Source organism: Aeromonas sp. (assembly GCF_051657805.1).
Classification (GTDB): Bacteria; Pseudomonadota; Gammaproteobacteria; order Enterobacterales; family Aeromonadaceae; genus Aeromonas.
Window position 1 is genome coordinate 315,653 of the sequence record NZ_JBOFLJ010000010.1, and the last position, 26,383, is coordinate 342,035.

Below are 26,383 nucleotides of genomic sequence, written 5' to 3' on the forward strand. Positions count from 1 at the left end.
CCGTGGCCGCCATGAAGATACCCGTCAGAGACTGTGCTCGATGGGCGGGATGATAGCATCTTGTGCCGGCGGCGATAAGGCGGTGAAAAGCCTGTTGATTCGGTATTTTCACCGCCTCGTCCGCCCCTCAGAGGCTGTGCTCGGTACGGGCTATGATGTCGTCCTGGGCATCCGAGGAGAGGGCGGTGAAGAAGGCGGAGTAACCCGCCACCCGCACCACCAGATCCCGGTACTGATCCGGATGGGCCTTGGCCGCCAGCAGGGTCTCGCGAGAGACGATGTTGTACTGCACGTGCCAGCCCTTGTGTACCTCGAAGAAGGTGCGCAGCAGGCTCATCAGCTTGGCCTTGTCCCGCTCGTTTTCGAGGCTCGCCGGGCTCAGCTTCTGGTTGAGCAGCACGCCGCCGAGGATGGCCGCGGTGGGCAGCTTGCCCAGCGAATTGAACACCGCTGTGGGCCCCAGGCGATCGGAGCCGGAGGCCGGGCTCGCCCCCTCCGCCAGCGGTGTCTTGGCATGGCGCCCATCCGGGGTGGCCATGGTGGCCGCGCCGAAGGGCACGTTGGCGGAGATGGAGGAGGTGCCGGCATAGTAGGTGCCGCCGATGGGGCCTCGGCCGAAGCGGGTGTTGTGCAGCCCCCTGAGCTCATCGATGTAGCTCTGGTAGGCACGTACCAACAGCAGATCCACCTCGTCCTGATCGTTGCCGTACTTCGGTGCCGCATTGGCGAGGCGCTGGCGCAGTAGCTCGCCGGACAGCCCCGCGAAGTCCTGCTCCAAAGCTTCGGCCAGCACGGTCTGATCGATGACCCCCTGCTCGAACACCAGCTTCTTGATGGCCGCCAGGCTGTTGCCGAGGTTCGCTATCCCCACCTGCAGGCCGGAAACCCAGTCATAGACGGCGCCCCCCTGCTTGATGGTCTTGCCGCGCTCGATGCAGTCGTCCACCAATGCGCTGCAGAGGATGTCGTGGGCCTGGGCCTCCAGCACGCTGTCCACCACGCAGTCGATCTCGATGGACTTGCGGGTGAAGTAGCGCACCTGCTCGTCCCAGCGGGCCATCACCTCCTCGAAGGCGCCGAAAGAGCCGTCCCGCAGGGTTTCTGACTGGGGCAGAAACACCTTGCCCGTGGTGGTGTCCCGACCACCGTCCAGGGCCGCCAGCAGGATGCGGGCGAAGTTGATGAAGCTCATGCCGGTGCAGCGATAGCCCCACTTGCCGGGCACGGCGGTCTCGATGCAGCCGATGGCGGCGTAGTGGTGGGCATCTTCCACGCTTACCCCGAGCCTGATGAACTCGGGGATGACTATTTCGTCGTTGTTGAAGGCGGGCATGCCGAAGCCGCAGCGGATCACCTGGATGCAGGCGTCGAGGAAGTCCTCGCTCATGCCGGCATGGTAGCGCACAGAGAGGTTCGGCTGGGTGGATCTCAACTGGCCGCAGGACTCCAGGATGGTGTAGGAGAGGCCGTTGACCGCATCACTCGCCTCACCGTTACGCCAGCTCTGGCCCCCTATGGTGACGTTCTGGTACAGGGGGCTGCCGGCGGAGGCCTTGGAGTGGGTGCCGGAGCGGATCTTGTTCACCTCCAGCAGCTTCAGCCAGCAGGATTGCAGCAGCTCGATGGCGCGGGGGCGGGGCAGAGTCTCTTCCAGCTCTACCTCCCTGCGGTACCAGGGGTACAGATATTGATCCATGCGGCCAAACGACACCGAGTGTCCATTGGACTCGATCTGCAAAATGAGCTGGATGAAGTAACAGAGCTGCAGCGCCTGCCAGAAGGTTTCCGGCGGCTGGTGGGCGATATGGGCGCAGTTGGCGGCGATCTGCAGCAGCTCTTCGCGGCGCTCGGTGCGCGGCTCCTGCCGGGCCATCTCCCGGGCCAGGGCGGCGTAGCGCTCGATGTGAGCGCTGACCGCATCCAGGGTGATGGCAACCCCCTGCAGGAACTGCTCTTTTTGCAGATCGGCCCAGTCGGCGAGATCGAGCCGGCCGCGGCGCTCGCTCACGCGGGTCTGAAGGCCTTCTAGCCCCTTGCTGAGCAGCTCCTCGAAGTTGACCGCGAGGTGGGCATCCCCCGAGGTCATGTTGCCCTCGGCCTTGATGATGCCGCTCTCCAGCAGCGCTTTTTGCTCCTCGGTGAACATGCCAAAACAGCGATCCTGCACCGTCTGGCCGCGCCAGAAGGGGGTGAGGCCATGGATGACTTGCTTGTCTGCCTCGCTCACCGCAAAACCGGCGCCGGGCCGCTCGGCCAGCTCGTCTATCTCCTTCTCGATCCAGCCCACCGTGTATTCGGGGAAGAGCGGCGCGGCGCGCACTTGGCTCGCCTGGTTGCCGACGATGAGCTCGTCGTGCCTGATCCAGAGGGTGCGCTCGGCCAGGTGATGGGCCAGGGCCAGGGCGCGGCGCACCGGCAGCGGGCGGGCCAGATGGGACTGATAGGCCTCGGTGTAGTGGCGGGCGCGCTCGGTGCAGACCGGTGGCTGGACTATGTGGATCAGGCTCTCCTTGTGGGCGCGGATCCGGGGGCTCAGGGTATTCAAGTCGAGCTGGGTCATGATCTTATCCTCGGGTGACAGGGGTCAACCCCTGGCGTTGGGCGTGGGTGTGGGCGAAGTGAAGCAAATCCGGATCATCGAGGGGCCGGTCCGGCGCCTCGTAGGGCAAGTCCAGCAGGGCATATTTGCCCATGCCGAGGGTGTGATAGGGCAGGAAGTGGATCTCGGTCACCCCCTTCAGGCCGGCGGCGGCCTCTATGATGGCCTTGATGGAATCCTCATCCGCGTTGAAGCCGGGGATGAGGGGCACCCGGATCTGCAGGGGAATGCGCTGTTCGGCCAGGCGCCTGAGGTTGGCGAGCACGAGCGCCGCCTTGCCGCGGGTCCAGTCGAAGAAGCGCTGCTCGTCGACGTGTTTCAGATCCGCCAGCACTAGGTCGAGGTGGGGCAGGCTGGGTTCTATCTGCTGCCAGGGCACGTGCAGACAGGTCTCCACCGCGGTGTGCAGCCCCTCGGCCTTGCAGCGAGCCAGCAAGGTGGCGGCAAGCTCCGGCTGCATGAAGGGCTCACCGCCCGAGAGGGTTACCCCGCCGCCGCTGCGCTCGAAGAAGGGACGATCCCGCAGGATCTCGGTCATCAGCTCATCGAGAGAGGGCTCACGGCCGCAGACGGTCAGCGCCTCGCTCGGGCAGAGATCCCGCAGGGACAGCAGATGGTCCCGGGTCAGACGGGCGCGATCGATCTGCAGGGCCTCCTCCCGGCGGCTGATGGCAGTCGGGCAGGCGTTCTGGCAGAGGTCGCAACCGCTCAGGCAACGCCTGGGGTCGAACAGGAGCTCGGCTCTGGGGGAGCGGCTCTCCGGGTTCTGGCACCAGCGACAGGCCAGCGAACAACCCTTGAGGAACACCAGGGTGCGGATGCCGGGGCCATCGTGAGTGGAATAACGCTGCAGATCGAAAATCATGGGACCTCATCATGGTGCTCGGGGCTGCCGGTGGCACGCTGCGCTGACTGAAGGTGGCGAGCGATATTCGCTCAAATGCTATGTTCGATATTCTATTTGCTTTCGTTCGTAAGTTGATTTGATTTTGATCAAGTGTTCTCGGGATCGGTTGTCGCTAGAATGGGGCGGCTTGAACATCCCATTAAGGAGTCAGAGATGGAGCTTTATCTCGATACGGCCGATGTGGCCGCGGTACGTCGTTGGTCCAGGATCCTGCCGCTGGCGGGGGTCACCACCAATCCGTCCATCACGGCTGCCGGCGGCATGCCGCTGCCCGAGCTGCTGCCCGCCCTGCGGGAGGTGCTGGGACCCAAGGGGCGGCTGTTTGCCCAGGTGATGGCGAAAACCGAGACAGAGATGGTGCGCGAGGCGTTTTCCCTGCGTGATCTTGACCGGGATCTGGTGGTCAAGATCCCGGTGTGTGAAGAGGGGCTGGCGGCCATCAAGACCCTCTCGGCCAACGGCGTACCGACCCTGGGCACCGCTGTCTATACCCCGTTGCAGGGCGCGCTGGCGGCGCTGGCCGGCGCCCACTATGTGGCGCCCTATGTCAATCGGCTCGATGCCCAGGGGGGGGATGGCATCGCCACCGTGCAGGAGCTGCAGCAGCTGCTGGCGCTGCATGCACCGGGCAGCAAGGTGCTGGCCGCCTCCTTCCGTACCCCGCGCCAGGCGCTGGACTGTCTGCTGGCGGGTTGTCAGTCCATTACCCTGCCGCTGGATGTGGCCGAGCAGTTGCTGAGGGTGCCTGCGGTGGATGCGGCCCTAGTGAAGTTTGATGAGGATTGGCAGCGGGCCTTCGGTTAAGGCCGGGAAGGGGAGGGAATACTAGACTCTGGGGGAGGGCCCGGCATCCCGGGCCCCTTGGTCGGAGCTAACCCCATGAGCGATAACTCCCTGCTGCCTCACGGTGAAGACTTGCGCCGCGCTATACGCTGGCTGGGCGAGCACCATCAGCACGATCTGCGGGCCATCGAGGAGGCGAGCCTGCGTTTTGATCTGTCCCCCCTGGATGAGGAGTTTCTTATCCGCCATTGCCGTGAACAGGCCCCCGGCGCCCAGAGCCGCTAGACGAAGTGGGCCAGGCTGATGCCAAACTCCTTGGGGTCCACGGTGCACTCTATGGTCTCCTGCCCCCCGCTTCTGGCGAGATCCAGCCACTGCACCTCCAGGTAGTGGCGCTGGGCGGCGTGATAGATCACCTTGACCACCGGCTTGAGGGGCTCCTGGGGATTGCGCTGCATGACGATGGCGAGACGCTGGTTGGAGAGCTGTACCAGGGTACCGACCGGATAGACCCCCATGCACTTGATGAAACGGGTCACCAGCTCCCGGTCGAAGTGGTGATCCGCCCCTTTGAGCAGGATCCGGAACGCCTGGGTCGGCTGCATCCCCTGCTTGTAGACCCTGTCCGCCGTCACCGCGTCGTAGACATCGACGATGCCGCTCATGCGAGTGTAGAGGGAGAGCTGCTCCCCCTTCAGATGGCGGGGATAGCCGCTGCCGTCGAGCCGCTCGTGGTGGTTGGCGGCCACCTCCAGCATGGTGGGGGTGATGCCGGCGGTGGCGAGCAGGATGTCGTGGCTGTGCACCACGTGCTGGCGCATGATGCCGAACTCCTCATCGGTGAGCTTGCCTGGCTTGTTGAGCACCTCGTCCGGGGTCATGATCTTGCCCACGTCGTGCAGCAATCCCCCCAGGGTCAGCTCCTTGAGCACGCCGCGTTCCAGCCCGAGGTATCGGCCAAAGTTGGCCAGCAGGATGGCCACGTTCATGGAGTGCTCCATCAGGTAGGCATCCTTGGCCCGGATCCGGGCGAGGCAGAGCATGGCATCCCCGTGGCTGAACATGGTGTCCACCATCTCCTCGGCCACGGCGGCGAGGGGGGTGATGTCGATGGGCTCTCCCGCTTTGAGTTGCCGGATGAATTTGCCCTGCAGCTCCCGCGCCTCCTGATAGAGGCGGCGGATCTTGAGTTCGCGCCCCTCGCCGTTGGCAGGGCTGCCCGGCCGTTGGGGACCGGCGGTAGGGGCGGCGGGGTCGGGGGAGAGGATCTGGTCGATGCCCGCCAGCTTGCTGCGGGCGAGATCCACCCGCACCGTGCTGACGCCGCGGCGAACGAGAGAGGCTATCTGCTTGCGATCGGTGACCAGCCCCATCTGGGCGATCTCCATGGTGCCGGTCTGGCTGGTGATGGCGATGACATACATGCCGGGCTGTAACTGGCTGACGGGGATGACGGGATGAGGCGTGTTCGACTTCATACGACTTCCTGCGATTCTTATTATGCGTAACGTGGGCCCTCTCTCGGCAGTCTACCACCGGGCGGCGGTGGCGTCATGGCCGTAGGCGGCGAGCCGTCCGCCAGGGTGCCTGCCAGAGTGCGGCCATAGTGCTGGCGTTGCGGGGCCTGGCCGATATAATGACGCCCCTTTCATCATGGACTCCGAGGTTGTGCATGCGGCTCGATAAATTTATTTGCGATTGCTCCGATTTGACTCGCTCCCAGGCGGGCAAGCTGATCCGCCAGGGGGAGGTGATGGTGGACGGCATTCAGGTCAAGCAGCCGGCCTTTCATATCAACGAGCAGAGTCAGATCGAGTTCGACGGCGTCATGCTGACCCTGAGCCAGCAGAACCGCTACTTCATGCTGCACAAGCCGGAAGGCTATGTCTGCTCCAACGAAGACCCGGATCACCCCACCGTCTTCTTCCTGATGGACGAGCCCTCCATGGGCAAGCTGCACGTGGTGGGGCGTCTGGATCTCGACACCACAGGGCTGGTGCTGGTCACCGACGATGGCCAGTGGTCCCACCGCATCACCTCGCCACGCCACGAATGCGCCAAGACCTACCATGTCTGGCTGGCGGATCCGGTGAGCGAGGATGCCATCTCCCTGTTCGCCGACGGCGTTTATCTTCGCAACGAGAGCGACAAGACCAAGCCGGCCCAGCTCGAACTGCTCGGGGAGTGCGAGGCGCGCCTGACCATCCACGAGGGCAAGTATCACCAGGTGAAGCGGATGTTTGCCTCCATCGGCAACAAGGTGGTGGGGCTGCATCGGGAACGGATCGGCGCCCTGGCCCTGGATGACGACCTGGCAGAAGGGGAGTACCGCGAGCTGACCGCCGAGGAGATCGCTCAGTTCTAATCTCCCGACCCGGCAACGGATGTCCGATCCTGCCACGCAGTAACCGTCGTCGATGATGACGGGGCTAACGAAGCGGCAGGATGGAGGGGATGACGAGGAAGACCGCCGGGCGGGGGAAGCGCTTACCTTCCCCCGCCCGGACTCGTTGAGCGGGAAGAGGCCAAGGGGATCAGCTTCCCCCCATCCCCAGGACCAGGGCCGTGCCCAGGGTCGCCAGCAGGGCGCCCGCCCAGGCGGGCAGGGCGGGGCGAGTGCCCGAATGCCACCACAGCAGGGGCAGCAGGATGACGGGGGTGGTGGAGGAGAGGATGGCCACCATGCCCACATCCCCCTGGCGCAGGGCCACCAGGATGAGGGTCATGCCGAGGGCCATGGCGAGGAAGCCGTTGATCCCTATCATGCCGAGCACCCGCCGGTTGATGGGGTGGTGCGGCATGGCCAGCGGTACCCGCAACAGCCGCAGGGTGCAGTGCGCCAGCAGGGCGCTGCCCATGCGAACGCCGGAGGCGCTCACCGCATCCACCTCGCCGCCCATCATCACCGGCTTGGCGATGATGGCGCCCAGGCTCTGGCACAGGGCGGCCGTGAGCCCGAGGGCGATGCCGATGGCGAGGTGGCCGCGTACCTGCTCCCACTCGTTGTCCTGCGCGCCGCCGCGCCGCCCGAACAGAATGGCCAGCATGACCCCGGCCAGCACCAGCAAGGCCCCCACCAGCCGCCAGCCGCCGAGCTGCTCGCCAAACAGCCAGAGCCCGAGCAGGGCGGAGAAGAGCGCATGGCAGGAGAAGAGCAGGCCGCTGCGCCTCGGGCCCAGCCGGTTCATGCAGGCAAAGAGAGCAGTGTCACCGACGAAGATGCCGATGAGCCCGGACAAGGCAAGCAGGGGCAGGGCACTCTCGGTCAGGGTCTGCCAGCCGCCGGTGGTCAGGCTGGCGCCTCCCAGCATCAGGCTGACCAGGAACATCCGCCAGCGGCTGTAGGCGAAGGCCCCCAGATGACGGGCCGGTTTGACGGAAATCAGGGCGGCGACCGCCCATAAGCCGGCTGCGGCCAGCGCCAGCCACTCGTACCCCATAACATATCCCTGCATACATGGTCGAAAAGGCGTGCCAGGTCTTGGAGGCTCCCAGGCTGGCGGACATCGCAAAAAACTTCTGAAAAAAATAGCCCGAAAGACTCCATCTGCCGGGCAAGCCCGATACAATACGGGCCGTCTTCGGGGATAACAAGCGCGGCATCATGCATTCTTGTTCAAGGCGCGCCGCCGGCCTTCCCCCAATGTTGCAGTGAACAGAATTGAATGAGGTTGATGTCATGCTTTACCCCCTTGCCCCCAAACCCGCTCGCCGCTGGTTTCCCCCCTTTCTGCTTGGCCTGATACTGGCCTCCCCCTTGCAGGCGACCACGGTCGTGCAAGCCCCCGTGCTGGCGGACAGACAGACCCTGGTCAAGGGGAACGGGGCAGAGCCCGAGTCTCTGGATCCGGCCCACATCCGTTCAGGCTTTCCCGGGGAGGTGGTGCTGGTGGACCTGTTCGAGGGGCTGGTGAGCGAGGATGGGCAGGGCCGGATAGTGCCGGCCCAGGCCCAGCGCTGGGAGACCAGCGAGGATGGGCTGGTGTGGCGCTTCTTCCTGCGTCCCCAGCTCAAGTGGTCGAACGGCGACCCCCTCAAAGCCCAGGACTTCGTCTATGCCTGGCGGCGACTGCTGAGCCCGGCGCAAGGCTCCCCGTCCGCTGGCTTGCTGCTCGCCACCGGCATCAACAACGCCCAGTCCATCTATGCCGGCGCCCTGGATCTCAACGCCCTGGGGGTGGAGGCCGAGAGCGACCAGATCCTCAAGGTGACTCTGGAGCGGCCCGTGCCCTACTTCCTGCAACTCATCAGCCAGCGCCCCTTCGTGCCGGTGAACCAGCAGGTGATCGAGCAGTTCGGCAGGCAGTGGACCCAGCCCGGCAAGCTGGTGAGCAACGGGGCCTACAAGCTGGTGAACTGGGTGCCGAACGAGCGGATCGAGGCGGAGCGCAACGCCCAGTATTGGGACGATGCCCATACCCGCATCCAGCGGGTCACCTATCTGCCGCTGGCCTCCCAGCATGCGGAGCGACTGCGCTACGAGGCGGGGGAAATCCAGCTCACCAACAAGGTGGCGCTGGAGTATTACCAGAAGACCAGGGAGGCGACTCCTGAGCGGATCTGGGGGTTGCCCCTGCTCGGCACCTATCTCTACACCTTCAACCTGCGCCGCCCCGAGCTGCAGGATGTGCGGGTGCGTCAGGCGCTCGCCATGGCCATCGATCGCCGGCTGTTGACCGAGAAGGTGAGCGGCCAGGGGGAGCCGCCGGCCTGGTCCCTGCTGCCCGCCATGCCGGGTTATGAGGAGCTCGGTTCAGACTGGTCCACGCTGGATCAGCCGACTCGCCTCGCCAAGGCCACGGCCTTGCTGAACGCGGCGGGTTTCAACAGCGCCCACCCCCTCAAGCTGACCCTGACCTACAACACCTCGGAGAATCACAAGAAGCTGGCGTTGGCGGTGGCCGCCATGTGGAAGCCCCTGGGGGTGGAGGTGGCGCTTAACAACATGGAGTGGAACGCCTACCAGGTGGCGAAGGACAGCGGTGATTTCATGTTGGCCAGGTCATTCTTGTTTGGTGATTATGTCGAGCCCTCTTCCATGCTCGGCAGTTTCCGCTGTCAGGATCCCCAGAACGAGAGCGGCTATTGCAACCCCGCCTTCGATGCCCTGCTGCAACAGGCGGCGGACAGCCTGGATGGCAACGCCCGCAACGGCTTCTACCATCAGGCCGAGCGGCTGCTGATGGAGGAGATGCCCGCCATTCCCGTCTATCACTACAACCAGATGCGGTTGGTGGACCCCTCCCTGCACGGCCTGCCGAGCAGCAATCTCAAGGGATCCATCGCCACCAAGGATCTCTATTTCAGCCAGCCGTCGGTGGCACAGGAAGGGAGCGTACCATGAAGATAGCCATCATCTCCGACCTGCACGGCAGCCTGCCGGCGCTGGAGTCGACCCTGGCGCGGCTCGAGCCCTGGCAACCGGATCACTATCTGCTGCTCGGGGACTTGCTCAACCACGGTCCGCGCAATCCGGTACCCGAGGGCTATGCCCCGGCGGCGGTGGCCGAGCGGCTCAATCAGCTGGCGCCGAAGATCATGGCGGTGCGGGGCAACTGCGACTCCGAGGTGGATCAGATGTTGCTCGACTTCCCCATCACGGCGCCCTACAACCAGCTGCTGGTGGACGGGCGGCGCTGGTTCGTCAGCCACGGCCACCTCTATCAGCCTGAGGCGGTGCCCCTGCCGGCGGGCAGCCTGTTCATCAGCGGTCACACCCACCTGCCAGTGCTCAAACGGGAGGGAGAGTTGGTGCTGATGAATCCTGGGTCTGTCTGTTTCCCGCGGGGGGAGTGGGCGGCAAGTTATGGCCGTTACGAAGAGGGCATCCTGAGCATTCACGGCTGCGCCGATGGGGCAGAGCTGATGCGGCTGGCGTTGTAACGGTAAGAGGAAGAAAAGGGGCTATCAGGCCTTGATGCCGAGGGATCGCGTCCCCGAGCGGGTGTTGCCCTTGGCGTCATAGGTGAGGGAGCTGCTGTCTCTCAGCTTGCTGAGGAAGCTGGCCAGACGGCGGTTGGAGATGATGCTGAGTTCGAGCAGGCGGCCGTTGAGGTCGTTTTGCTCCTGACAGGCATCCAGCTTGCTTTGCAGGGCTTGCAACTGGGCGGGGAAGGCGCTGAGCTGCTGGCGCAGATCCGGCTGCTCGGCCAGGGTCTTGTCCAGGGCTTCGATGGCTGTCAGCAGTTGCTGCTTGCGCTCGGCCAGGGCCGGTAGGGCCAATGCCCTGTGCTGTTTGAGCAGGTCAAACTCCTCTGCCAGTACGCCTTGCATCTGGGAGAGGTTGTCGTCCTGGGTGCGGAGCAGCGAAGGCAGGTCCATCATCCGAGCCGTTTATCCAGATCCGCTTCGAAGCTGAACATCTTCTTGGCGACGGCTTCGCTATCGACCTTGTATTCACCGCTGGCGATGGCCTTCTTCAGGCTCTCGACGCGGCTCTCGTTGCCGGTCGAGACGGTGTTGAGGGTTTTGCTCATCTGTTGCAATTGCTGTGCCTCGCTGGTCAAGGAGACAGAGTCAGCCTTGACGGGGGTCGCGCGGCTGCCTTCGGCCGAAGTCGTAGACTTGTTGGCGGTGCTGGTTGCATTATTTTGCAGCCGGCTGTTAGCCAAGTTGTTGATATTGTTGATAGCCATAGGGTTACCTTCGTCTGCTTTGCTGTTCGCTTATCTGGTTATCGGTGACGGCGGTCAGAACTTTAGAAAAAAATATCGGATCATTAACAAAACAATCAGAACGTGACCACCACCGAGCCGACGGCATCGACCTTGCCTTGTACCTGCCTGCCCGAGCGGATGTTGACGAGCCTGATCATGTCTCCGAAGCTGCCATCTTGCAAGGCTCGGGCCATGGTTTTGATCTGCATGCTGCTGTTTTCGGCGCTCAGGGTGACCTGATCCCCTTTGCACACCACGCACACCTGGGTGAGGCGGATGGGCTGGCCCGGTTTGAGTTCGCGCTTGCTGCGCACCCCGATGAGGGGGGCGGGGTCGCTGAGATAGTCGCCGCGGATCAGGGTCTGATCCTGATAGGCCAGGGTCAGCATGCCCTCGCTCAGGATATCCCCCTTGGCCACGGGAGCCGAAACGGTGACATAGGGTTTCTGAATGCTGACCCGCACCGGCAGGTAGAGATCCCAGGGCTTGTCCCCCTCGCACTTGAGGTAGACGGTGGTGTTGCGGCGGATCTCTATCTTGCCGGGGAAGGAGATGGTCAGCGCCTCTTCGCAGCGGTTCAAGGGGAGGCGTTCATCGATGGATGCGGCGGTCACCTCGGCTTGGGCATCCAGGGGGATATCCAGCTGGCCGAGCACGAACTCCTGTGCCTGCTCTTGCAGGTATTGGGTGACCTCGGACGCCATGGCCTGAGAGAGGCCGCAAAAGGGCAGTAAGATGAGGAAAAGTCTACTAATCATTTTTGCTTGCCGGTCGATAAGCTGTTCACGTATACCACCGTAGTTAACTATGCTTGCTGCAGAATTCGGCAGCCCAGACAACAAGAGTCTGACGCACGCCAGCCTGTATGCGAAGACATATGCATGATTAATGCCAAGCGTTTTTAGGGAGTGTTTATGGCGGGTATTCTCGATTCGGTCAATCAACGTACCCAGCTAGTGGGGCAAAACCGGCTGGAGTTATTGTTGTTTCGTCTCAACGGACGTCAAAGATTTGGCATCAACGTCTTCAAGGTGCGCGAGGTGCTGCAGTGTCCTCCCCTGACCGTCATGCCCAAGCTGAACTCCTGCATCCGCGGGGTGGCTCACATCCGTGGCCAGACCATTTCGGTCATCGATCTCAGCATGGCGATGGGCAAGCGCCCCATCCAGGATCTCTCCAAGTGCTTCATCATCATCTCCGAGTACAACAGATCCATTCAGGGATTCCTGGTGCATTCGGTCGAGCGCATCATCAACATGAACTGGGAGTCCATCCTGCCACCTCCCAAGGGGGCCGGTCGCATCAACTACATGACGGCGGTGACAGAGGTGGACGGCGAGCTGGTGGAAATTCTGGACGTGGAGCGGATCCTGAACGAGATCTCGCCGGTCTCCACCGAGGTGAGCGCCGAGCTGGTGGATGCCAGCGTGGAGCGCAATCCCCACGGCCGTCCCGTGCTGGTGGCGGACGACTCTTCGGTGGCGCGCAAGCAGGTGCAGCGGGCGCTGGAGGCGATCGGCGTGCAGTGTGTGCTGGCCAAGGACGGGCGCGAGGCCCTCAACATGCTGCTGGAGATGGCCAAGCAGGGGCCCATCCTGGATCAGCTGGCCCTGGTCATCTCGGACATCGAGATGCCGGAGATGGACGGTTACACCTTCACCGCCGAGATCCGCAACAATCCCGCACTCAAGGATTTGCATGTTATTCTGCACACTTCCCTCAGTGGGGTGTTTAATCAGGCCATGGTTCAGAAGGTTGGTGCAAACAACTTCATCGCCAAGTTCCAGCCGGATGAGTTGGCCAAGGCCGTACAAGGCGCACTCTAATAAAGAAGAAAAAACTGCATGAAGACACTTTCGGACGACTTATACAAACAATTCAGCAATTTTCTGGCGCAACAGAGCGGGATCGTGCTGGGTGACAACAAACAGTATCTGGTCAAGAGCCGCCTGTCGCCCTTGATGACTCAGTTTGGTATCGAGAGTCTGTCTGAATTGGTGACCCGCTCCATGGGGATCCGGGAGCGGGAGCTGAAGATGGCCGTGGTGGACGCCATGACCACCAACGAGACCCTGTGGTTTCGCGATACCTATCCGTTTCAGTTATTGAGCGACAAGATTTTCCCCGAGCTGGGCAAGAGCGGCCGTCCCATCAAAATCTGGTCTGCCGCCTCCTCCTCCGGCCAGGAGCCCTATTCCATCGCCATGACGGCGCTGGAGCAGCAGGTCAAGCGGCCGGGTACCCTGCCAGGGGGCGTGCAGATCGTGGGCACCGACATCTCCAGCACCATGCTGAACCAGTGCAAGGAGGGGGTCTATGACAGCCTGGCCCTGGCCCGAGGCCTCTCCCCCGAGCGCAAGCGGCTGTTCTTTGAGCCCTGCGGTGACAACAAGATGCGGGTGTCGGAGCGTGTCAGAAAATTGACCAGCTTCCGTCCCCTGAATCTGCTGGAGAGCTACAGCCTGCTCGGCAAGTTCGACATCATCTTCTGTCGCAACGTGCTCATCTACTTCGCCCCCGAGGTGAAGTCCAAGATCCTCAACCAGTTTGCCAGCAGCCTCAATCCTGGCGGCTATCTGATGCTGGGGGCCTCGGAGTCCCTGGCCGGCCTCACCGACAAGTTCGAGATGATCCGCTGCAATCCCGGCATCGTCTACAAAGTCAAATAACACCCTTCTAGTCCCTCTTTGGCACACCTCTTGCTAAACATTCGTGAAGCAGGAGGTGTGCTATGGCAATTTCATTCGACAAGGCATTCGGGGTTCACCAGTACACGCTGAGCGTTCGCGCCAAGCGTGCCGAGGTGCTATCCAGCAACATCGCCAACGCGGATACCCCGGGCTTCAAGGCCAGGGACATCGATTTCTCACAGGCGTTGCAACAAGCCCAGAGCCAGCAAGGGTTCGGTCTTGCCACCACCAGCGAGAAACACTTCGCCTTGCAGATGGATGCCCCGGGCACGACCCAGTACCGCAACCCCCTGCAACCGGATACCGGTGACGGCAATACCGTGGATGTGCAGGAGGAGCGCAGCGAGTTCCTGCGCAACAGCCTGGAGTACCAGGCCTCCCTCGAGTTCATGAACGGCAAGATAAGCGGCCTGCTCAAGGCGCTGAAAGGAGAACAGTAATGAGTTTGTTCAAGGTCTTTGACATTGCAGGCTCTGCCATGAGCGCGCAGTCCGTTCGCCTCAACACGGTGGCCAGCAACATGGCCAACGCCGACAGCGTCAGCTCCAGCGTGGAAAAAACTTACCATGCCAGGCGGCCAGTCTTTGCCGCCCAGCTGGATCAGGCCATGTCCGACAAGCAGGCCTCGGTCGGGGTGGATGTGAAGGGGATCGTCGAGAGCGATGCCCCCTTGCTCAAGGAGTACAACCCCAATCACCCCATGGCGGACAAGGACGGCTTCATCTTCAAGCCCAACGTCAACATGGTGGAAGAGATGGCGGACATGATCAACGCCTCCCGCAGCTACCAGACCAACGTCCAGGTCGCCGATGCAGCCAAGAAGATGCTGCAGCAGACCCTTGGCCTCGGCAAGTCCTGATAAGGGGGCGCACAGATGGCAGATACCTACGACAGCCTGCTGGGGGTCAACCGGACCACGAACCAGACCAGTACGGCCAACACCAGCACCCAGAAGAAGGAGCTGGATCAGGAGTCTTTCCTCAAGCTTCTGACCATGCAGCTCTCCTATCAGGATCCGTTCAAGCCGGTGGATAACGCCCAGATGTTGTCCCAGATGACATCCATGTCGACCTCCCAGGGGATCAGCAGCCTCTCCACCCAGATGGAGAGTCTCAACAGCTTGATGACCTCCAGCCAGGCGCTGCAGGCGTCGGCCCTGGTGGGCCAGAACGTGTTGATACCCTCCAATACCGGTTACCTGGAGAAGGGGGAGAACATCTCGGGTGTGATCGCCACCGGCGACGGCGCCAGCAACATCAAGGTGACGGTGAAGAATGAGAGCGGCCAAGTCATCAAGGAGTTCTCCCTCGAGGGAGACAAGAAGGGCAACGTGGCCTTCGAGTGGGATGGCAAGGACAAGGACGGCAACCTGGTCAAGAGCGGCAAATACAGTATCGAGGCGCACGGCACAGTGGATGGCAAGTCCGAGAGCATGCCGGCCCTCACCTACGCCAAGGTGGAGAGCGTGACCCTGGGTACCAGCTCCAACCCCAGCACCCTCAAACTCAAGGGACTGGGTGGCATCTATCTGACCGACGTATTGGAAATTGGCGGGACGACCGGCAAGTCGACCACGACCCCGGAACCGGCCCCTAACGCAGTGATCTAAGGAGATAAAGACATGTCATTCAACAATGCCCTCAGCGGCATCAATGCGGCTCAAAAAGACCTGAACGTCACCGCGAACAACATTGCCAACGTCAACACCACCGGCTTCAAGGAGTCCCGCGCCGAGTTTGCTGACGTCTATGCGAACTCCATCTTCGTCAACGCCAAGACCCAGGTGGGTAATGGTGTGGCGACCGGCGCCGTGGCCCAGCAGTTCCACCAGGGGGCGCTGCAATTTACCAACAACGCACTGGATCTCGCCATCCAGGGCAACGGTTTCTTCGTGACCTCTGATGGCTTGTCCAATCTGGATCGTACCTACACCCGCTCCGGCGCCTTCAAGCTGAACGAAAGCAGCTACATGGTGAGCAACTCCGGCGGCTACCTGCAGGGGTATGAGATCAACTCAGACGGCACCCCCAAGGCAGTCAGCATCAACGCCACCAAGCCCATCCAGATCCCGGACAGGGCCGGTGAGCCGGTACAGACCTCCAAGGTCGAGGCCGGTTTCAACTTGCCTTCTACGGCAAAGGCGCTGGCGGCGGGCAATGGAGCGGGGGATGCCTCCAAGTTTGATCCCAAGGATTCGAGCACCTACTCATCCTCCACCTCAGTGGTGGTCTACGACTCCCTGGGTGAGCCCCACACCATCACCCAGTACTTCGTGAAAGAAGCCGATCCGGCCGATCCGACCCAGGCGGCTGTGCCGACGGCCTGGCGCATGTACCTCTATCAGGGGGACAAGCCCATCGACGTCGCGGGTGGGGTTGCCACTACCATGGCGACCGGCGTCAGCCAGGCGCCTCTGAGTGCCCGCGTGACCTTCGATGCCTCCGGCAAGATGGTGACGCCGACCACGCCGGCCGTCATCAAGACCGAACAACTGGGGGCGGCGGGGGCCGGCATCATCACCAATGGTGCCGACGGCACCCAGGAGATCGAGCTCAAGCTGGGTACAGTCACCCAGTACGCCTCGCCCTTTGAAGTGAGCAAGCTGACCCAGGATGGATCCACCGTCGGTCGTCTGACCAAGGTCGAGATCGGGGCGGACGGCATCGTCTCCGCCACCTACAGCAACGCGACCACGGTCAAGGTGGCCATGGTGGCCATGGCCAAGTTTGCCAACTCCCAGGGGCTGACCCAGGTGGGGGACACCTCCTGGCGTCAGTCCATGCTCTCCGGTGACGCCCTGCCGGGCACCCCGAACTCCGGCACCTTCGGCTCCATCAAGTCCTCGGCCCTGGAGCAGTCCAACGTGGACCTGACCACTGAGCTGGTGGACCTCATCACCGCCCAGCGCAACTTCCAGGCGAACTCCCGCTCCCTGGAGGTGAACAGCTCCCTGCAGCAGAGCATCTTGCAGATCCGCTAATCTGCAGGCCGGTCATAAAGGGGCGCTTCGGCGCCCCTTGTCGTTCTCTTTATTCCTTGCCTTTTTCCTTGCCTGTCTAGCCACTCCCCTCACTTGGCATCCTACTTGCAGTTGTCCCCCGAGAGTCATCAGTTTGACGGAGGATCCCATGGATCACCTGCTTTATATCGCCATGTCCGGGGCCAAGGAGAACATGAACAGCCTGGCTGTGCGTGGCAACAATCTGGCCAACGCCAACACCATCGGCTTCAAGTCTGACTTCGAGCAGGCACGCAGCATGCAGGCGTTTGGCGAAGGGCTGCCCACGCGGGTGTTTGCCATGACGGAGAGTCCGGGTCAGAACCTGCAGCATGGCCTGCTGCAGACCACGGGTCGGGATCTTGACGTCGCCGTCGACGGTCCGGGCTGGATTGCGGTGCAGGATCCCAACGGCGGTGAGGCCTATACCCGTATGGGCAACCTGCAGCTGAACGAAGCCGGCAACCTGCAGACCTCCACCGGTCTCAACGTGGTGGATGACGGCGGTCAGCCAATCGTGCTGCCCCTGCCCATGGAGAAGATCGAGATCAACCGGGACGGCACCATCAGCGGTCGTCCGGAAGGGGCCGCCGCCAACCTGCCGGAGGATTTCCAGCGCATCAAGCTGGTCAATCCTCCCGCCGATGCGGTGGCTAAGGGGCAGGATGGCCTGTTCCGTCGCAAGGATGGCCAGACTGAACCGGCCTCCGCCAATGTCGGCCTGCTGGCGGGCTCGCTGGAAGGCAGCAACGTCAACGTGGTCGACGAGATGACCAACCTCATTCGCTTGCAACGTCAGTTCGAAACTCAGGTCAAGATCATGAAGACCGCCGAGGAGAATGACGAGGCCCAAACCCAGCTGCTGCGTATCAGCTAATCAAGGAGCATTAAATGAATCCTGCACTCTGGATCAGCAAGACCGGCCTCGATGCCCAGCAGACCAACATCTCGGTCACCTCGAACAACCTGGCGAACGCCAGCACGGTCGGTTACAAGAAGGCGCGCGCCATCTTCGAGGATCTGCTCTATCAGAACATCAACCAGCCGGGTGGTCGCTCCTCGGCGGATACCGAGCTGCCCTCCGGCCTGATGCTGGGGGCGGGGGCCAAGGTGGTCGCCACCCAGAAGAACCACAGTCAGGGCAACGTGCAGACCACGGACAACTCCCTGGATCTGATGATAAGCGGGCGCGGTTACTTCGAAATTCAGCTGCCGGATGGCAGCGCGGCCTATACCCGCAACGGCCAGTTCACCCTGAACGACGAGGGCACTATCGTCACCCCGGGCAACGGTTACCCGCTGCAGCCTGAGATCCAGATCCCCGAGAACGCCCAGAGCGTGACCGTGGGGGAGGATGGCCAGGTGTCGGTGCAGCTCAAGGGGGATGGCCAGTCCCAGGTGGTGGGCCAGATCAACACCACGGATTTCGTCAACCCCACCGGCCTGCAACCCATGGGGGAAAACCTCTTCCTCGAGACCCAGTCCAGCGGCGCGCCCATTCAGGGCACCGCCGGTGCGGACGGGCTCGGGGTCATCAAGCAGGGCATGCTGGAGACCTCCAACGTCAACGTGACCGAGGAGCTGGTGAACCTCATTCAAGCCCAGCGGGTCTATGAGATGAACTCCAAGGTCATCTCGGCGGTGGACTCCATGATGTCCTTCCTGACCCAGCGCACCTGATGTAGGAGACCCATGATGAAAGCCATATGGATGCTGAGCCTGCTGACGCTGGCAGGCTGTACCAGTACCCCCAACACCGCCAGGCCCGATGATCCCGAATTCGCCCCCGTCTACGGCGAATCCGAGCCCGTGTCGGTGCGCCCCACCGGCGCCATCTTCCAGCCCGAGCAGGTCAACGGCATCTATTCGGACATCAAGGCCCACAAGATCGGCGACATCATCACCATAGAGCTGGCGGAGTCCACCTCGGCGTCCAAGAAGGCCAATACCCAGAGCGGCAAGGACAACAGCTTTGACCTGTCACCCGTGAGCCTTGGCGGGGTGCCGGTGACGGCCAGCCCCTACAACCTGTCGGCCTCCGTGGATCAGAGCAGCGCCTTCAAGGGCCAGGCCAAGGCGGATCAGAGCAACAGCCTGCAGGGCAACATTTCGGTCAGCGTGGTCAAGGTCTTGCCGAACGGCAACCTGCTGGTGCGCGGCGAGAAGTGGATCATGCTCAACAACGGCAACGAATACATCCGCATCACCGGCCTGGTGCGCCCGGAGGACGTGAGCTCGGAAAACAGCGTCTCCTCCCAGCGGGTCGCCAACGCGCGCATCCACTACGGCGGTACCGGCGATCTGGCCAATACCCAGGAACAGGGCTGGCTCACCAGCTTCTTCAACGGCCCCTGGTGGCCCATCTAGCATTCAGGGCCCTGGTGGTCTTTTAGGAGCTCTCATGAATCGACTTCGTCTGCTCGCCTTGCTGTGCTGCTGCCTGCCGCTCGGGCTGGCGCACGCCTCCCGCATCAAGGATCTCACCTCGGTGGAAGGGGTGCGCAGCAACCAGCTGATCGGCTACGGCCTGGTGGTGGGCCTGCCCGGCACGGGGGAGAAGAACAACGCCTTCACCGAGCAGACCTTCAGGACCATGCTCAACAACTTTGGCATCAAGGTGCCGGACAACATCAAGCCGAAGATCAAGGACGTGGCGCCGGTGGCCATCCACGCGGATCTGCCCGCCTTCTCCAAGCCGGGTCAGACCATAGACGTCACCGTCTCCGCCATCGGTGAGGCCAAGAGCCTGCGGGGCGGCACCCTGCTGCAGACCTTCCTGAAGGGGCTGGACGGCCGTGTCTATGCGGTTGCCCAGGGCAGCCTGGTGGTGGGGGGCCTCGGGGCCGAGGGGGCGGATGGCTCCAAGGTGGTGGTCAACACCCCGACCGTGGGGCGCATCGCCAACGGTGCCACCGTGGAGCGGGAGGTACCCAACTCCTTCAGCCAGGGGGACACCATCACCTTCAACCTGAACCGGCCCGACTTCACCACGGCCAGGCGGGTGGCAGACGTGGTCAACGATCTGGTGGGGCCGAACACTGCACAGGCGCTGGATGCCACCTCCATCAAGGTGTTCGCGCCGCGGGATCCGGGCCAGCGGGTCTCCTATCTCTCCACCATAGAGAACCTGGAAGTGGATCCGGCGAGCGAAGCCGCCAAGATCATCGTCAACTCCCGTACCGGCACCATAGTCATCGGCAGCCAGGTCAAGCTGCGGCCGGCGGCCATCAGCCACGGGGGGCTGACGGTCACCATCGCCGAGAACCAGCAGGTCTCCCAGCCCAATCCGCTGGCGGGCGGCCAGACCGCCATCACCAACAACTCCACCATCAACGTGCAGCAGGAACCCGGACGTATGTTCAAACTCGACACCGGCGCGACCCTGGACGATCTGGTGCGGGCGGTGAATCAGGTGGGAGTGGCTCCCGGCGATCTGATGGCCATCCTGGAGGCCCTGCAGCAGGCGGGCGCCATCCAGGGTCAGCTGGTGATCCTGTAAATGGGTCGCTGGGGTGATGAGGGGATGATGGGCCTCGCCGCTGGGCGGGCGGCCATCCGGTCGGTGTTGGGCGGCAAGGGCTTGCCACGGGCGGCAAAGAGGTAGGTTATGGCAGAGTTCGACACCCAGAGCGGGATCAACCTTGGCATGGTGCAGGACGTCCAGAATCTGGACAAGCTGCGCCGTATGAGCCAGAGCAAGGAAGGCAAGGGGGAGGCGCTGATGGCGGCGGCCCGCCAGTTCGAGTCCATCTTTACCCAGACCCTGTTCAAGGGGATGCGCCAGGCCAACTCCGTGCTGACGGAAGGCAACCCCATGAACAGCAGCTACACCCAGTTCTACGAGGGGATGCTGGACGAGCAGCGGGTGGCCGACATGTCGAGCAAGGGGGGGATTGGCATCGCCGAGATGGTGGCCAAGCAGCTGGCCCCCGAGCAGAAGACCTTCACTCACAACGACGGCCGGGTGCTCAGGCTGCCGGAGCGTACCGAGCGGGTCTACAAACCCTACCAGCCCCCTACCTCGGCGCCGAACGATCTGATAGCCGCCTCAAAAGTTGGCAAAGATTTTGCTGATAACGAGATGGGAGGGAGCCAATCGACGGCCAGCTCTCACCGTCGTCGCGCTATTCCCCCCATGGGACCGGCGCAAGGCATACAGGCCGTGCATCGTGACCGGGTCCTGGACAAGACGGCGCTGGTGTTCGACAGCCCGGAAGAGTTCGTCGAGAGGCTGATGCCGCTCGCCAAGAAGGCGGCGGACAAGCTGGGGCTGAGCCCGGCGGTACTGGTGGCCCAGGCGGCGCTGGAGAGCGGCTGGGGCAAGCGGGTCATCAAGGACGGGGAGGGACAGATAACCCACAACCTGTTTGGCATCAAGGCCGATCCCCGCTGGGAGGGGCCCAAGGCGGTGGTGAGTACCCTGGAGTATGAGCAAGGGGTGGCCTCTCGCCAGAAGGCGGCGTTTCGCTCCTACGAGTCGTTCGAGGAGAGCTTCAACGACTACGTGGACTTCCTCACCTCCGGCTCCCGTTACAAGGGGGCGCTGGCCAAGGTGGACAGTCCGGATCGCTACTTCGAGGCACTGCAGCAGGCCGGTTATGCCACTGATCCCCAATACGCCAGCAAACTGAAACAGGTCTTGCGCAGTGACGCCATCGCCGGCTACTCCGCAAGCAGCAACACAGAGATGGAGTTGTAAGCTATGGCAAGCGATCTGCTTGGAATTGGAACCTCGGGTGTGATGGCCCAGCAGCGGTTGCTGCAGACCACCAGTAACAACATCGTCAACGTCAATAGCCAGGGCTATGTACGTGAGCGCACCCTGGTGTACACCAATTCCGTCGGATTGGGGACGGGGGACATGGTGACCCAGCGGGTCATCAACAGCTATGCCCAGGGGGAGGTGCGCCGCGATACCTCCGCCTACCACGCCTCCGGCAATCGCTACGACCAGCTATTCCAGCTCGACAGCCTGCTCGGCGACAGCAGCAACAGCGTGGGCACCACCATCACCTCCTATTTCAAGGCATTCCACACCGCCAACGAGTCGCCGGCCGAGATCGGCGGTCGCAAGACCACGCTTAGCGAGCTGAACGGCATGGTAAACAGGTACCACACCCTCTCCGCCCAGCTCGACAAGCAGTCCGACACCATCAACGCCACCATCAGCGACGAGACCGACAGGGTCAACAGCCTGCTCAACAGTATCAACGATCTGAACCAGGCCATCATCCGTACCCAGGGGACGCCGGAAGAGAGCCTGATGCTGTTCGATCAGCGGGACGAGGCGGTGCGCCAGCTCTCCGAGAAGATGGAGATCCGCACCGTGACCCAGCCCAACGGCAGCATGCTGGTGAACATGAGCACGGGTCACTCCCTGGTGCTGGACGGCGGGGTGGCACAGTTCAAGGTGGTCGCGGGCAACCCGGACTCCCGGGACTCGACCCTGCAGCTCACCCTCGGCAACAACAAGGCCGATGTCAACGACAAGGACATAGGTGGCGGCATCGGCGGCCTCTTCGCCGCCCGTCGGGATCTGGAGCCCACCAAGCGGGAGCTGGGGCAGCTGGCTGCCGCCATGGCGGATGCCATGAACCAGCAAAACCGCCTGGGGATGGATCTGGACAACGAGATTGGCGGGGATCTCTTCTCCCTCAAGCCCAGCCAGGGGCTGCCCTATGGCAGCAACACCGGCAGCGGCGCCGCCAGCGTCAGCTTCGTACCCGGCAAGGGCACCGAGGTGACCACCTTCGATTACGAGGTGCAGTTCAGCAGCGCCACCGGCTATGAGATCTTCTCCATCGATGGCAGCGGCAACCGTACCTCCCTCATGACGGGTACCACGCCGCCCGCCAAGGTGGGCGTGGCGGGGCATGGCATCGAGATCGATCTCTCCGGTACCCCGGCCGCCGGCGACAAGATACTGCTGCAGCCGACCAAGCATGCCGCCGCAGGACTCGAAGCCGCCATCACTCGCCCGGAGGATATCGCGCTGGCTTCCCCCATCAAGGCGGATAAGAACGCTCAGAACATCGGCTCTGGCGAGATAAAGATGACAGGTGTCTACAACACGGGCACAGGCTCGGGTTTTGGTACCAACAGCCTGGATCCCGCGGCGCCTCAGGTAGTGAAGATAGACAACAGCGGCAACTACGAAGTCTATGCGGCGGATGGCACCACCCTCATCGGGGTGGCGCCGGCCTCCAGCAAGGGGCAGAACCTGATGGCCGCCCTCGAGAGCCCGCTGGGAGGCCCCAAGGTCTATGCCGATCCCAAGACGGCGCCGGGGTATGACTTCAGCATTACCGGCAAGGTGGAGGCGAAAGACAGCTTCACCCTGAGTTACAACAAGAATGGTTTTGCCGACAACGCCAACGGTCTGGCCCTGGCGGAGCTGCAGAACAAGGAGCTGGTGCGCAAGAACAACAACGCCGCCACCAGCAACGACAAGATGACCTTCAACGACGCCTACAGCGCCCTGGTGACAGGGGTGGGCAACAAGACCAGCCAGGCCAAGACACTGCTGCAGGCCAACGAGGCCAAGCTGACCCAGAGCACCGGCATCTACGAGAGCGTCTCCGGGGTTAACCTGGAGGAGGAGGCGGCCAACCTCATCCGCTTCCAGCAGTCCTATGCCGCCTCGGCCCAGATAGTCAACACGGCAAAGACCATCTTCGACACCCTGCTCTCCTCCGTGAGGTAACCCATGCGCATCACCACCAACATGATCTACGATCGCAATCTGGCCACCATGAGCAAGGTCAGCGAGCGCCAGAACACGGCTTACAACCAGCTGATGACAGGGGACAAGTTCACCCGGGCGGGGGAGGACCCCTCCGGTATGAGCCAGAAGCTGGCCCTGACCAAGGAGATAGATCTCTTCAAGCAGTACGGCGTCAACGGCAGCCTGCTGGAGAACAGCCTGGGTCACGCGGATACTGTGCTGACCTCCATCAACAACGCCATGCTCAGTGCCAAGACCCTGATCCAGAAGGCGAACAGCTCGGCCATGGGCTCCGAGGAGCGCAACGCCATCGCGAGCGAGCTGGAGGGGCTGCAAAAGCAGATGTTCGACCTGATGAACAGCAAGAACTCCCAGGGGGAGTTTATCTTCGGCGGCAACCAGAGCAAGACCCAGCCCTTCGTCAAGGATGCGAGCGGCAACTATGTGTTCCAGGGGGACACGGGTCAGCGCAGCATCCAGGTCTCTCCGACTGTGCAGATCCCGGCCAACGACTCGGGGTTCGATCTGTTCGAGATGGTGGCGACCCGGCGCACCGCCAGTGCCACCAGCGCCAACATCAAGGTGGGGGTGGGGGATCAGGGCAACTTCGAGAGCTTCTATCGCAACAACTACGACTCGTCGCTGGCCAGCAACAGCTTCACGGTGAGTACCCTGGCGGGGCCGCCGGCCAGCTACGAGATCAAGGATGCTGGCGGCACAGTGATGCAAAGCGGCGACTACAGCGCGGGCAACAAGATCTCGTTCAACGGGTTGGAGCTCACCTTAGACCTGCCCGCTGGCGGAGCGGATCAGACCTTCGCCCTCGATGCCCCCAAGAACGACAACGTGCTCAACGGCATGTCCGACTTCATCTCAGCCCTGCGCGACCCCAACATCTCGGCGGATGACTTCCAGCTGGCGGTGGCCGATGCCACCACCCACATGAGCAATGCCAGGACTCAGGTCGATCGGGGGCAGGGGGATCTGGGCAGCCGGCTCAACAGCCTGGAGCAGGTGATGAGCTCGAACGATGGCCTCAGCACCCTGAATCAGCAGGCGAGGGCCAAGGTCTCGGAGGCGGACATGTATGAAGTGATCGCGACCCTCTCCAAGGAAGACGCGGCCATGAGCGCCTCCCAGCTCGCATTCAGCAAGATAAGCCGGCTGACCCTGTTCGACTATATCCGCTGATGCCTGTCCATTGACCGTTGCGCTCCCCTGCGGGGGAGCCTCGCTCACCGCTGCGTCATCTTTTCCATCGTGTTTCCATCTTATCTGCCCTGCTTCCCGCCATTTGTAACAACCCATTGCTGAGTGACCGTTTGGCTTGACTCGGGCCGGCGCCTCGCCGATGATGCCGCCCGCATGGCCCAAGGCCCTGCCTATTTCGCAGCATCTCGTTAGGCGAGGCTCCTGCATAAACACAGGCCACTGATCTCACGACGTCCAGAGACGCCCAAGATCAGGACAGTTTTCATCGGATTAAGGTGTTAACCCAAGTGGCTTCCGGCATGCCGGATACGTTATGCAGTGCTAAAGCTGGTACGTGGGGATGAATACACGCCGGACGGCGTCATTTCCTGCCTGTTACTCGTCAATCAAATTGCTGTTTTCTTGCAAACGGCGGCCGTATCGGCTGCTTCCGGGCCTGACCCGGAATCACATGAGGACATCTGTGATGAAGAAAACACACACCCTGCTCAACCGTCATCAACTGCTCGATCTCCCCGCCCTGCAGGGCTGGCTTGCCCGCAACCTGGATCCGGTGCAGCGGGCCGACCAACTGCTGACCCTGCGTCCGGAAGAGCTCAACTGTATCTTCGATACCCTGCCCATACCCAAGGGAGCCGAGCTGCTCGTCTCCCTGCCACCGGACTGTGCCGGTCGCCTCCTGTTGCGGCTGCATGCCAGCATAGTCGGCGTGCTGCAGGGGGCCATGCCGCGGCGCGAGCTGCTGGGGATGTTGCGCAAGCTCAATGACAGCGATCGCAACACCTTGCTCTCCCGCTTCCCCGAGTCGGTGCAGTCGGGCCTCTATGCTCTGCTGAACTGGCCGAGTGAATCGGTGGGGGCCAACATGCGCCACGAGTTTCTCTCCATCCACGAGGGGGAGACGGTCGACAACGCCAAGCAGCTGATCCACGACGCCTGGGACAAGGGCCAGCTGTTCCAGCAGCTGTACGTGGTCAACGGCGATCAGCGTCTGCTCGGCAGCCTCTCCCTCAAGTCCTTGCTCATCGCCGATCCCCTGCGACCGGTGAGCGAGCTGATGGACAGAGAGGCGGTGCGCATCAACGCCCGGGCGGATCAGGAGCTGGCGGCCCGTCTGCTCATCGATCGCGACATCTCGACCCTGCCGGTGGAGGAGCAGGGCAGGCTGGTGGGGGTCTTCCACGTGGACGATGCCGCCGACATCCTGGAGCTCGAATCCACCGAGGATGCCGAGCTGCAAGGGGGCTCATCGCCGCTGGATATCCCCTATCTGCAGGCAACGCCTTGGCAGCTGTGGCGCAAGCGGGTGGGCTGGCTGCTGATCCTGTTCGTGGCCGAAGCCTACACAGGCACCGTGCTGCGGGCCTTCGAGGAGCAGCTGGAGGCGGCCATCGCCCTGGCCTTCTTCATTCCGCTGCTCATCGGCACCGGCGGTAACAGCGGCACCCAGATCACCACCACGATCGTGCGTGCCATGGCGGTGGGGGAGGTGAGCATGAAGAACCTGGGCACTGTGCTCAAGAAGGAGCTCTCCACCGGTCTGCTCATCTCGGTGGCCATCGCGCTGGCGGCCTGGGTACGGGCCTGGAGCTTGGGGGTGGGCCCGGAGATCGGCATGGTCGTGACCCTGACCATCATCGCCATCGTGCTCTGGAGCGCCACCGTTGCCTCCGTGATCCCCATGGTGCTACGCCGCTTCAAGATAGATCCGGCCGTGGTCTCTGCCCCCTTCATCTCCACCCTGGTGGATGGCACAGGCCTCATCATCTACTTCGAAATAGCCAAGTTGCTGCTGCCGGAGTTGCACTGAGCAG

At 62.7% G+C, this 26,383-nt stretch carries 26 protein-coding genes and 1 riboswitch; of the genes, 19 read left to right on the forward strand and 7 right to left on the reverse strand.

From position 1 onward, the window contains the following. Positions 1 to 127 precede the first annotated feature (127 nt). Both ACRCYW_RS04100 and ACRCYW_RS04105 read right to left on the reverse strand, forming a co-directional pair. Positions 128 to 2,560 (reverse strand): formate C-acetyltransferase/glycerol dehydratase family glycyl radical enzyme, encoded by a 2,433-nt coding sequence (locus tag ACRCYW_RS04100; RefSeq protein ID WP_438548891.1) that lies wholly within the window; start codon positions 2,558 to 2,560, stop codon positions 128 to 130. 4 nt (positions 2,561 to 2,564) lie between these two features. Beyond that, a complete protein-coding gene (locus ACRCYW_RS04105; protein ID WP_438548892.1) occupies positions 2,565 to 3,464 on the reverse strand; it encodes a glycyl-radical enzyme activating protein in 900 nt (299 codons plus the stop codon). A gap of 195 nt (positions 3,465 to 3,659) precedes the next feature. On the opposite strand from ACRCYW_RS04105, the gene fsa reads away from it, so the two are divergent. Then, complete coding sequence (fsa, locus tag ACRCYW_RS04110) at positions 3,660 to 4,310, forward strand: fructose-6-phosphate aldolase (RefSeq protein WP_438548893.1); 651 nt, start codon at positions 3,660 to 3,662, stop codon at positions 4,308 to 4,310. Between the two features lie 75 nt (positions 4,311 to 4,385). Next, positions 4,386 to 4,574 carry a hypothetical protein gene (locus ACRCYW_RS04115; RefSeq protein WP_438548894.1) on the forward strand — a complete coding sequence of 63 codons (189 nt, stop codon included), beginning with the start codon at positions 4,386 to 4,388 and terminating at the stop codon, positions 4,572 to 4,574. On the opposite strand, the gene ACRCYW_RS04120 is transcribed toward ACRCYW_RS04115, so the two are convergent. Next, on the reverse strand, positions 4,571 to 5,767 hold the full coding sequence (locus tag ACRCYW_RS04120) for an HD-GYP domain-containing protein (RefSeq protein ID WP_438548895.1): 1,197 nt from the start codon (positions 5,765 to 5,767) through the stop codon (positions 4,571 to 4,573). The genes ACRCYW_RS04115 and ACRCYW_RS04120 overlap by 4 nt on opposite strands. 194 nt (positions 5,768 to 5,961) lie before the next feature. Here ACRCYW_RS04120 and rsuA point away from each other — a divergent pair, with 194 nt between their 5' ends. Further along, the gene (rsuA, locus tag ACRCYW_RS04125; RefSeq protein ID WP_438548896.1) at positions 5,962 to 6,654 is read left to right on the forward strand and encodes a 16S rRNA pseudouridine(516) synthase RsuA; all 693 of its coding nucleotides are present in this window, start codon (positions 5,962 to 5,964) and stop codon (positions 6,652 to 6,654) included. Positions 6,655 to 6,823: 169 nt separating this feature from the next. On the opposite strand, the gene ACRCYW_RS04130 is transcribed toward rsuA, so the two are convergent. Further along, complete coding sequence (locus ACRCYW_RS04130) at positions 6,824 to 7,729, reverse strand: DMT family transporter (RefSeq protein WP_438548897.1); 906 nt, start codon at positions 7,727 to 7,729, stop codon at positions 6,824 to 6,826. Positions 7,730 to 7,968: 239 nt separating this feature from the next. On the opposite strand from ACRCYW_RS04130, the gene ACRCYW_RS04135 reads away from it, so the two are divergent. Beyond that, a complete protein-coding gene (locus ACRCYW_RS04135) occupies positions 7,969 to 9,633 on the forward strand; it encodes a peptide ABC transporter substrate-binding protein (protein ID WP_438548898.1) in 1,665 nt (554 codons plus the stop codon). Beyond that, on the forward strand, positions 9,630 to 10,172 hold the full coding sequence (gene yfcE / locus ACRCYW_RS04140; RefSeq protein ID WP_438548899.1) for a phosphodiesterase: 543 nt from the start codon (positions 9,630 to 9,632) through the stop codon (positions 10,170 to 10,172). Before ACRCYW_RS04135 ends, yfcE begins: the two co-directional genes overlap by 4 nt. A gap of 24 nt (positions 10,173 to 10,196) precedes the next feature. On the opposite strand, the gene ACRCYW_RS04145 is transcribed toward yfcE, so the two are convergent. The 3 genes from ACRCYW_RS04145 to flgA all read right to left on the reverse strand — a co-directional run bounded on the left by ACRCYW_RS04145 (position 10,197) and on the right by flgA (position 11,625). Further along, entirely contained in the window at positions 10,197 to 10,613 is a 417-nt protein-coding gene (locus ACRCYW_RS04145; protein ID WP_438548900.1) for a flagella synthesis protein FlgN, read from the reverse strand. Next, positions 10,610 to 10,924 (reverse strand): flagellar biosynthesis anti-sigma factor FlgM, encoded by a 315-nt coding sequence (gene flgM, locus ACRCYW_RS04150; RefSeq protein ID WP_438548901.1) that lies wholly within the window; start codon positions 10,922 to 10,924, stop codon positions 10,610 to 10,612. The genes ACRCYW_RS04145 and flgM overlap by 4 nt, the downstream gene beginning before the upstream one ends. A gap of 95 nt (positions 10,925 to 11,019) precedes the next feature. Then, positions 11,020 to 11,625 (reverse strand): flagellar basal body P-ring formation chaperone FlgA, encoded by a 606-nt coding sequence (gene flgA / locus ACRCYW_RS04155; protein WP_438549026.1) that lies wholly within the window; start codon positions 11,623 to 11,625, stop codon positions 11,020 to 11,022. A gap of 234 nt (positions 11,626 to 11,859) precedes the next feature. Here flgA and ACRCYW_RS04160 point away from each other — a divergent pair, with 234 nt between their 5' ends. From ACRCYW_RS04160 to mgtE, 14 genes are all read left to right on the forward strand, one after another. After that, a complete protein-coding gene (locus ACRCYW_RS04160) occupies positions 11,860 to 12,771 on the forward strand; it encodes a chemotaxis protein CheV (protein WP_438548902.1) in 912 nt (303 codons plus the stop codon). An 18-nt stretch (positions 12,772 to 12,789) separates the two neighbouring features. After that, positions 12,790 to 13,614 carry a CheR family methyltransferase gene (locus ACRCYW_RS04165; RefSeq protein WP_349918493.1) on the forward strand — a complete coding sequence of 275 codons (825 nt, stop codon included), beginning with the start codon at positions 12,790 to 12,792 and terminating at the stop codon, positions 13,612 to 13,614. A 62-nt stretch (positions 13,615 to 13,676) separates the two neighbouring features. Beyond that, entirely contained in the window at positions 13,677 to 14,075 is a 399-nt protein-coding gene (gene flgB, locus ACRCYW_RS04170; protein WP_349918492.1) for a flagellar basal body rod protein FlgB, read from the forward strand. Then, positions 14,075 to 14,494, forward strand: a complete 420-nt coding sequence (flgC, locus tag ACRCYW_RS04175; RefSeq protein ID WP_349918491.1) for a flagellar basal body rod protein FlgC — start codon at positions 14,075 to 14,077, stop codon at positions 14,492 to 14,494. Before flgB ends, flgC begins: the two co-directional genes overlap by 1 nt. 15 nt (positions 14,495 to 14,509) lie before the next feature. Beyond that, complete coding sequence (locus ACRCYW_RS04180) at positions 14,510 to 15,244, forward strand: flagellar hook assembly protein FlgD (protein ID WP_438548903.1); 735 nt, start codon at positions 14,510 to 14,512, stop codon at positions 15,242 to 15,244. A gap of 12 nt (positions 15,245 to 15,256) precedes the next feature. Next, positions 15,257 to 16,615 carry a flagellar hook protein FlgE gene (flgE, locus tag ACRCYW_RS04185; RefSeq protein ID WP_438548904.1) on the forward strand — a complete coding sequence of 453 codons (1,359 nt, stop codon included), beginning with the start codon at positions 15,257 to 15,259 and terminating at the stop codon, positions 16,613 to 16,615. A gap of 148 nt (positions 16,616 to 16,763) precedes the next feature. Then, on the forward strand, positions 16,764 to 17,510 hold the full coding sequence (flgF, locus tag ACRCYW_RS04190; RefSeq protein WP_438548905.1) for a flagellar basal-body rod protein FlgF: 747 nt from the start codon (positions 16,764 to 16,766) through the stop codon (positions 17,508 to 17,510). A gap of 14 nt (positions 17,511 to 17,524) precedes the next feature. After that, positions 17,525 to 18,313, forward strand: a complete 789-nt coding sequence (gene flgG / locus ACRCYW_RS04195) for a flagellar basal-body rod protein FlgG (protein ID WP_010675290.1) — start codon at positions 17,525 to 17,527, stop codon at positions 18,311 to 18,313. Positions 18,314 to 18,328: 15 nt separating this feature from the next. Beyond that, positions 18,329 to 19,000 carry a flagellar basal body L-ring protein FlgH gene (gene flgH / locus ACRCYW_RS04200; protein ID WP_438549027.1) on the forward strand — a complete coding sequence of 224 codons (672 nt, stop codon included), beginning with the start codon at positions 18,329 to 18,331 and terminating at the stop codon, positions 18,998 to 19,000. Between the two features lie 34 nt (positions 19,001 to 19,034). Next, the gene (locus ACRCYW_RS04205; RefSeq protein ID WP_438548906.1) at positions 19,035 to 20,132 is read left to right on the forward strand and encodes a flagellar basal body P-ring protein FlgI; all 1,098 of its coding nucleotides are present in this window, start codon (positions 19,035 to 19,037) and stop codon (positions 20,130 to 20,132) included. A gap of 108 nt (positions 20,133 to 20,240) precedes the next feature. Beyond that, positions 20,241 to 21,332 (forward strand): flagellar assembly peptidoglycan hydrolase FlgJ, encoded by a 1,092-nt coding sequence (flgJ, locus tag ACRCYW_RS04210; RefSeq protein ID WP_438548907.1) that lies wholly within the window; start codon positions 20,241 to 20,243, stop codon positions 21,330 to 21,332. 3 nt (positions 21,333 to 21,335) lie between these two features. Next, positions 21,336 to 23,336 (forward strand): FlgK family flagellar hook-associated protein, encoded by a 2,001-nt coding sequence (locus ACRCYW_RS04215; protein ID WP_438548908.1) that lies wholly within the window; start codon positions 21,336 to 21,338, stop codon positions 23,334 to 23,336. Positions 23,337 to 23,339: 3 nt separating this feature from the next. Further along, the gene (gene flgL / locus ACRCYW_RS04220) at positions 23,340 to 24,548 is read left to right on the forward strand and encodes a flagellar hook-associated protein FlgL (protein WP_438548909.1); all 1,209 of its coding nucleotides are present in this window, start codon (positions 23,340 to 23,342) and stop codon (positions 24,546 to 24,548) included. Between the two features lie 198 nt (positions 24,549 to 24,746). Beyond that, a riboswitch (M-box (ykoK) riboswitch) is annotated at positions 24,747 to 24,916 on the forward strand. A gap of 119 nt (positions 24,917 to 25,035) precedes the next feature. After that, a complete protein-coding gene (mgtE, locus tag ACRCYW_RS04225; RefSeq protein ID WP_438548910.1) occupies positions 25,036 to 26,379 on the forward strand; it encodes a magnesium transporter in 1,344 nt (447 codons plus the stop codon). The last annotated feature ends 4 nt before the right edge of the window (positions 26,380 to 26,383 follow it).

Excerpts from the sequence above, each read along its gene's own strand:
- ACRCYW_RS04100 (WP_438548891.1), bottom strand. The coding sequence starts at position 2,560 with ATGACCCAGCTCGACTTGAATACCCTGAGCCCCCGGATCCGCGCCCAC.
- ACRCYW_RS04105 (WP_438548892.1), bottom strand. The coding sequence starts at position 3,464 with ATGATTTTCGATCTGCAGCGTTATTCCACTCACGATGGCCCCGGCATC.
- fsa (WP_438548893.1), top strand. The coding sequence starts at position 3,660 with ATGGAGCTTTATCTCGATACGGCCGATGTGGCCGCGGTACGTCGTTGG.
- ACRCYW_RS04115 (WP_438548894.1), top strand. The coding sequence starts at position 4,386 with ATGAGCGATAACTCCCTGCTGCCTCACGGTGAAGACTTGCGCCGCGCT.
- ACRCYW_RS04120 (WP_438548895.1), bottom strand. The coding sequence starts at position 5,767 with ATGAAGTCGAACACGCCTCATCCCGTCATCCCCGTCAGCCAGTTACAG.
- rsuA (WP_438548896.1), top strand. The coding sequence starts at position 5,962 with ATGCGGCTCGATAAATTTATTTGCGATTGCTCCGATTTGACTCGCTCC.
- ACRCYW_RS04130 (WP_438548897.1), bottom strand. The coding sequence starts at position 7,729 with ATGGGGTACGAGTGGCTGGCGCTGGCCGCAGCCGGCTTATGGGCGGTC.
- ACRCYW_RS04135 (WP_438548898.1), top strand. The coding sequence starts at position 7,969 with ATGCTTTACCCCCTTGCCCCCAAACCCGCTCGCCGCTGGTTTCCCCCC.
- yfcE (WP_438548899.1), top strand. The coding sequence starts at position 9,630 with ATGAAGATAGCCATCATCTCCGACCTGCACGGCAGCCTGCCGGCGCTG.
- ACRCYW_RS04145 (WP_438548900.1), bottom strand. The coding sequence starts at position 10,613 with ATGATGGACCTGCCTTCGCTGCTCCGCACCCAGGACGACAACCTCTCC.
- flgM (WP_438548901.1), bottom strand. The coding sequence starts at position 10,924 with ATGGCTATCAACAATATCAACAACTTGGCTAACAGCCGGCTGCAAAAT.
- ACRCYW_RS04160 (WP_438548902.1), top strand. The coding sequence starts at position 11,860 with ATGGCGGGTATTCTCGATTCGGTCAATCAACGTACCCAGCTAGTGGGG.
- ACRCYW_RS04165 (WP_349918493.1), top strand. The coding sequence starts at position 12,790 with ATGAAGACACTTTCGGACGACTTATACAAACAATTCAGCAATTTTCTG.
- flgB (WP_349918492.1), top strand. The coding sequence starts at position 13,677 with ATGGCAATTTCATTCGACAAGGCATTCGGGGTTCACCAGTACACGCTG.
- flgC (WP_349918491.1), top strand. The coding sequence starts at position 14,075 with ATGAGTTTGTTCAAGGTCTTTGACATTGCAGGCTCTGCCATGAGCGCG.
- ACRCYW_RS04180 (WP_438548903.1), top strand. The coding sequence starts at position 14,510 with ATGGCAGATACCTACGACAGCCTGCTGGGGGTCAACCGGACCACGAAC.
- flgE (WP_438548904.1), top strand. The coding sequence starts at position 15,257 with ATGTCATTCAACAATGCCCTCAGCGGCATCAATGCGGCTCAAAAAGAC.
- flgF (WP_438548905.1), top strand. The coding sequence starts at position 16,764 with ATGGATCACCTGCTTTATATCGCCATGTCCGGGGCCAAGGAGAACATG.
- flgG (WP_010675290.1), top strand. The coding sequence starts at position 17,525 with ATGAATCCTGCACTCTGGATCAGCAAGACCGGCCTCGATGCCCAGCAG.
- flgH (WP_438549027.1), top strand. The coding sequence starts at position 18,329 with ATGAAAGCCATATGGATGCTGAGCCTGCTGACGCTGGCAGGCTGTACC.
- ACRCYW_RS04205 (WP_438548906.1), top strand. The coding sequence starts at position 19,035 with ATGAATCGACTTCGTCTGCTCGCCTTGCTGTGCTGCTGCCTGCCGCTC.
- flgJ (WP_438548907.1), top strand. The coding sequence starts at position 20,241 with ATGGCAGAGTTCGACACCCAGAGCGGGATCAACCTTGGCATGGTGCAG.
- ACRCYW_RS04215 (WP_438548908.1), top strand. The coding sequence starts at position 21,336 with ATGGCAAGCGATCTGCTTGGAATTGGAACCTCGGGTGTGATGGCCCAG.
- flgL (WP_438548909.1), top strand. The coding sequence starts at position 23,340 with ATGCGCATCACCACCAACATGATCTACGATCGCAATCTGGCCACCATG.
- mgtE (WP_438548910.1), top strand. The coding sequence starts at position 25,036 with ATGAAGAAAACACACACCCTGCTCAACCGTCATCAACTGCTCGATCTC.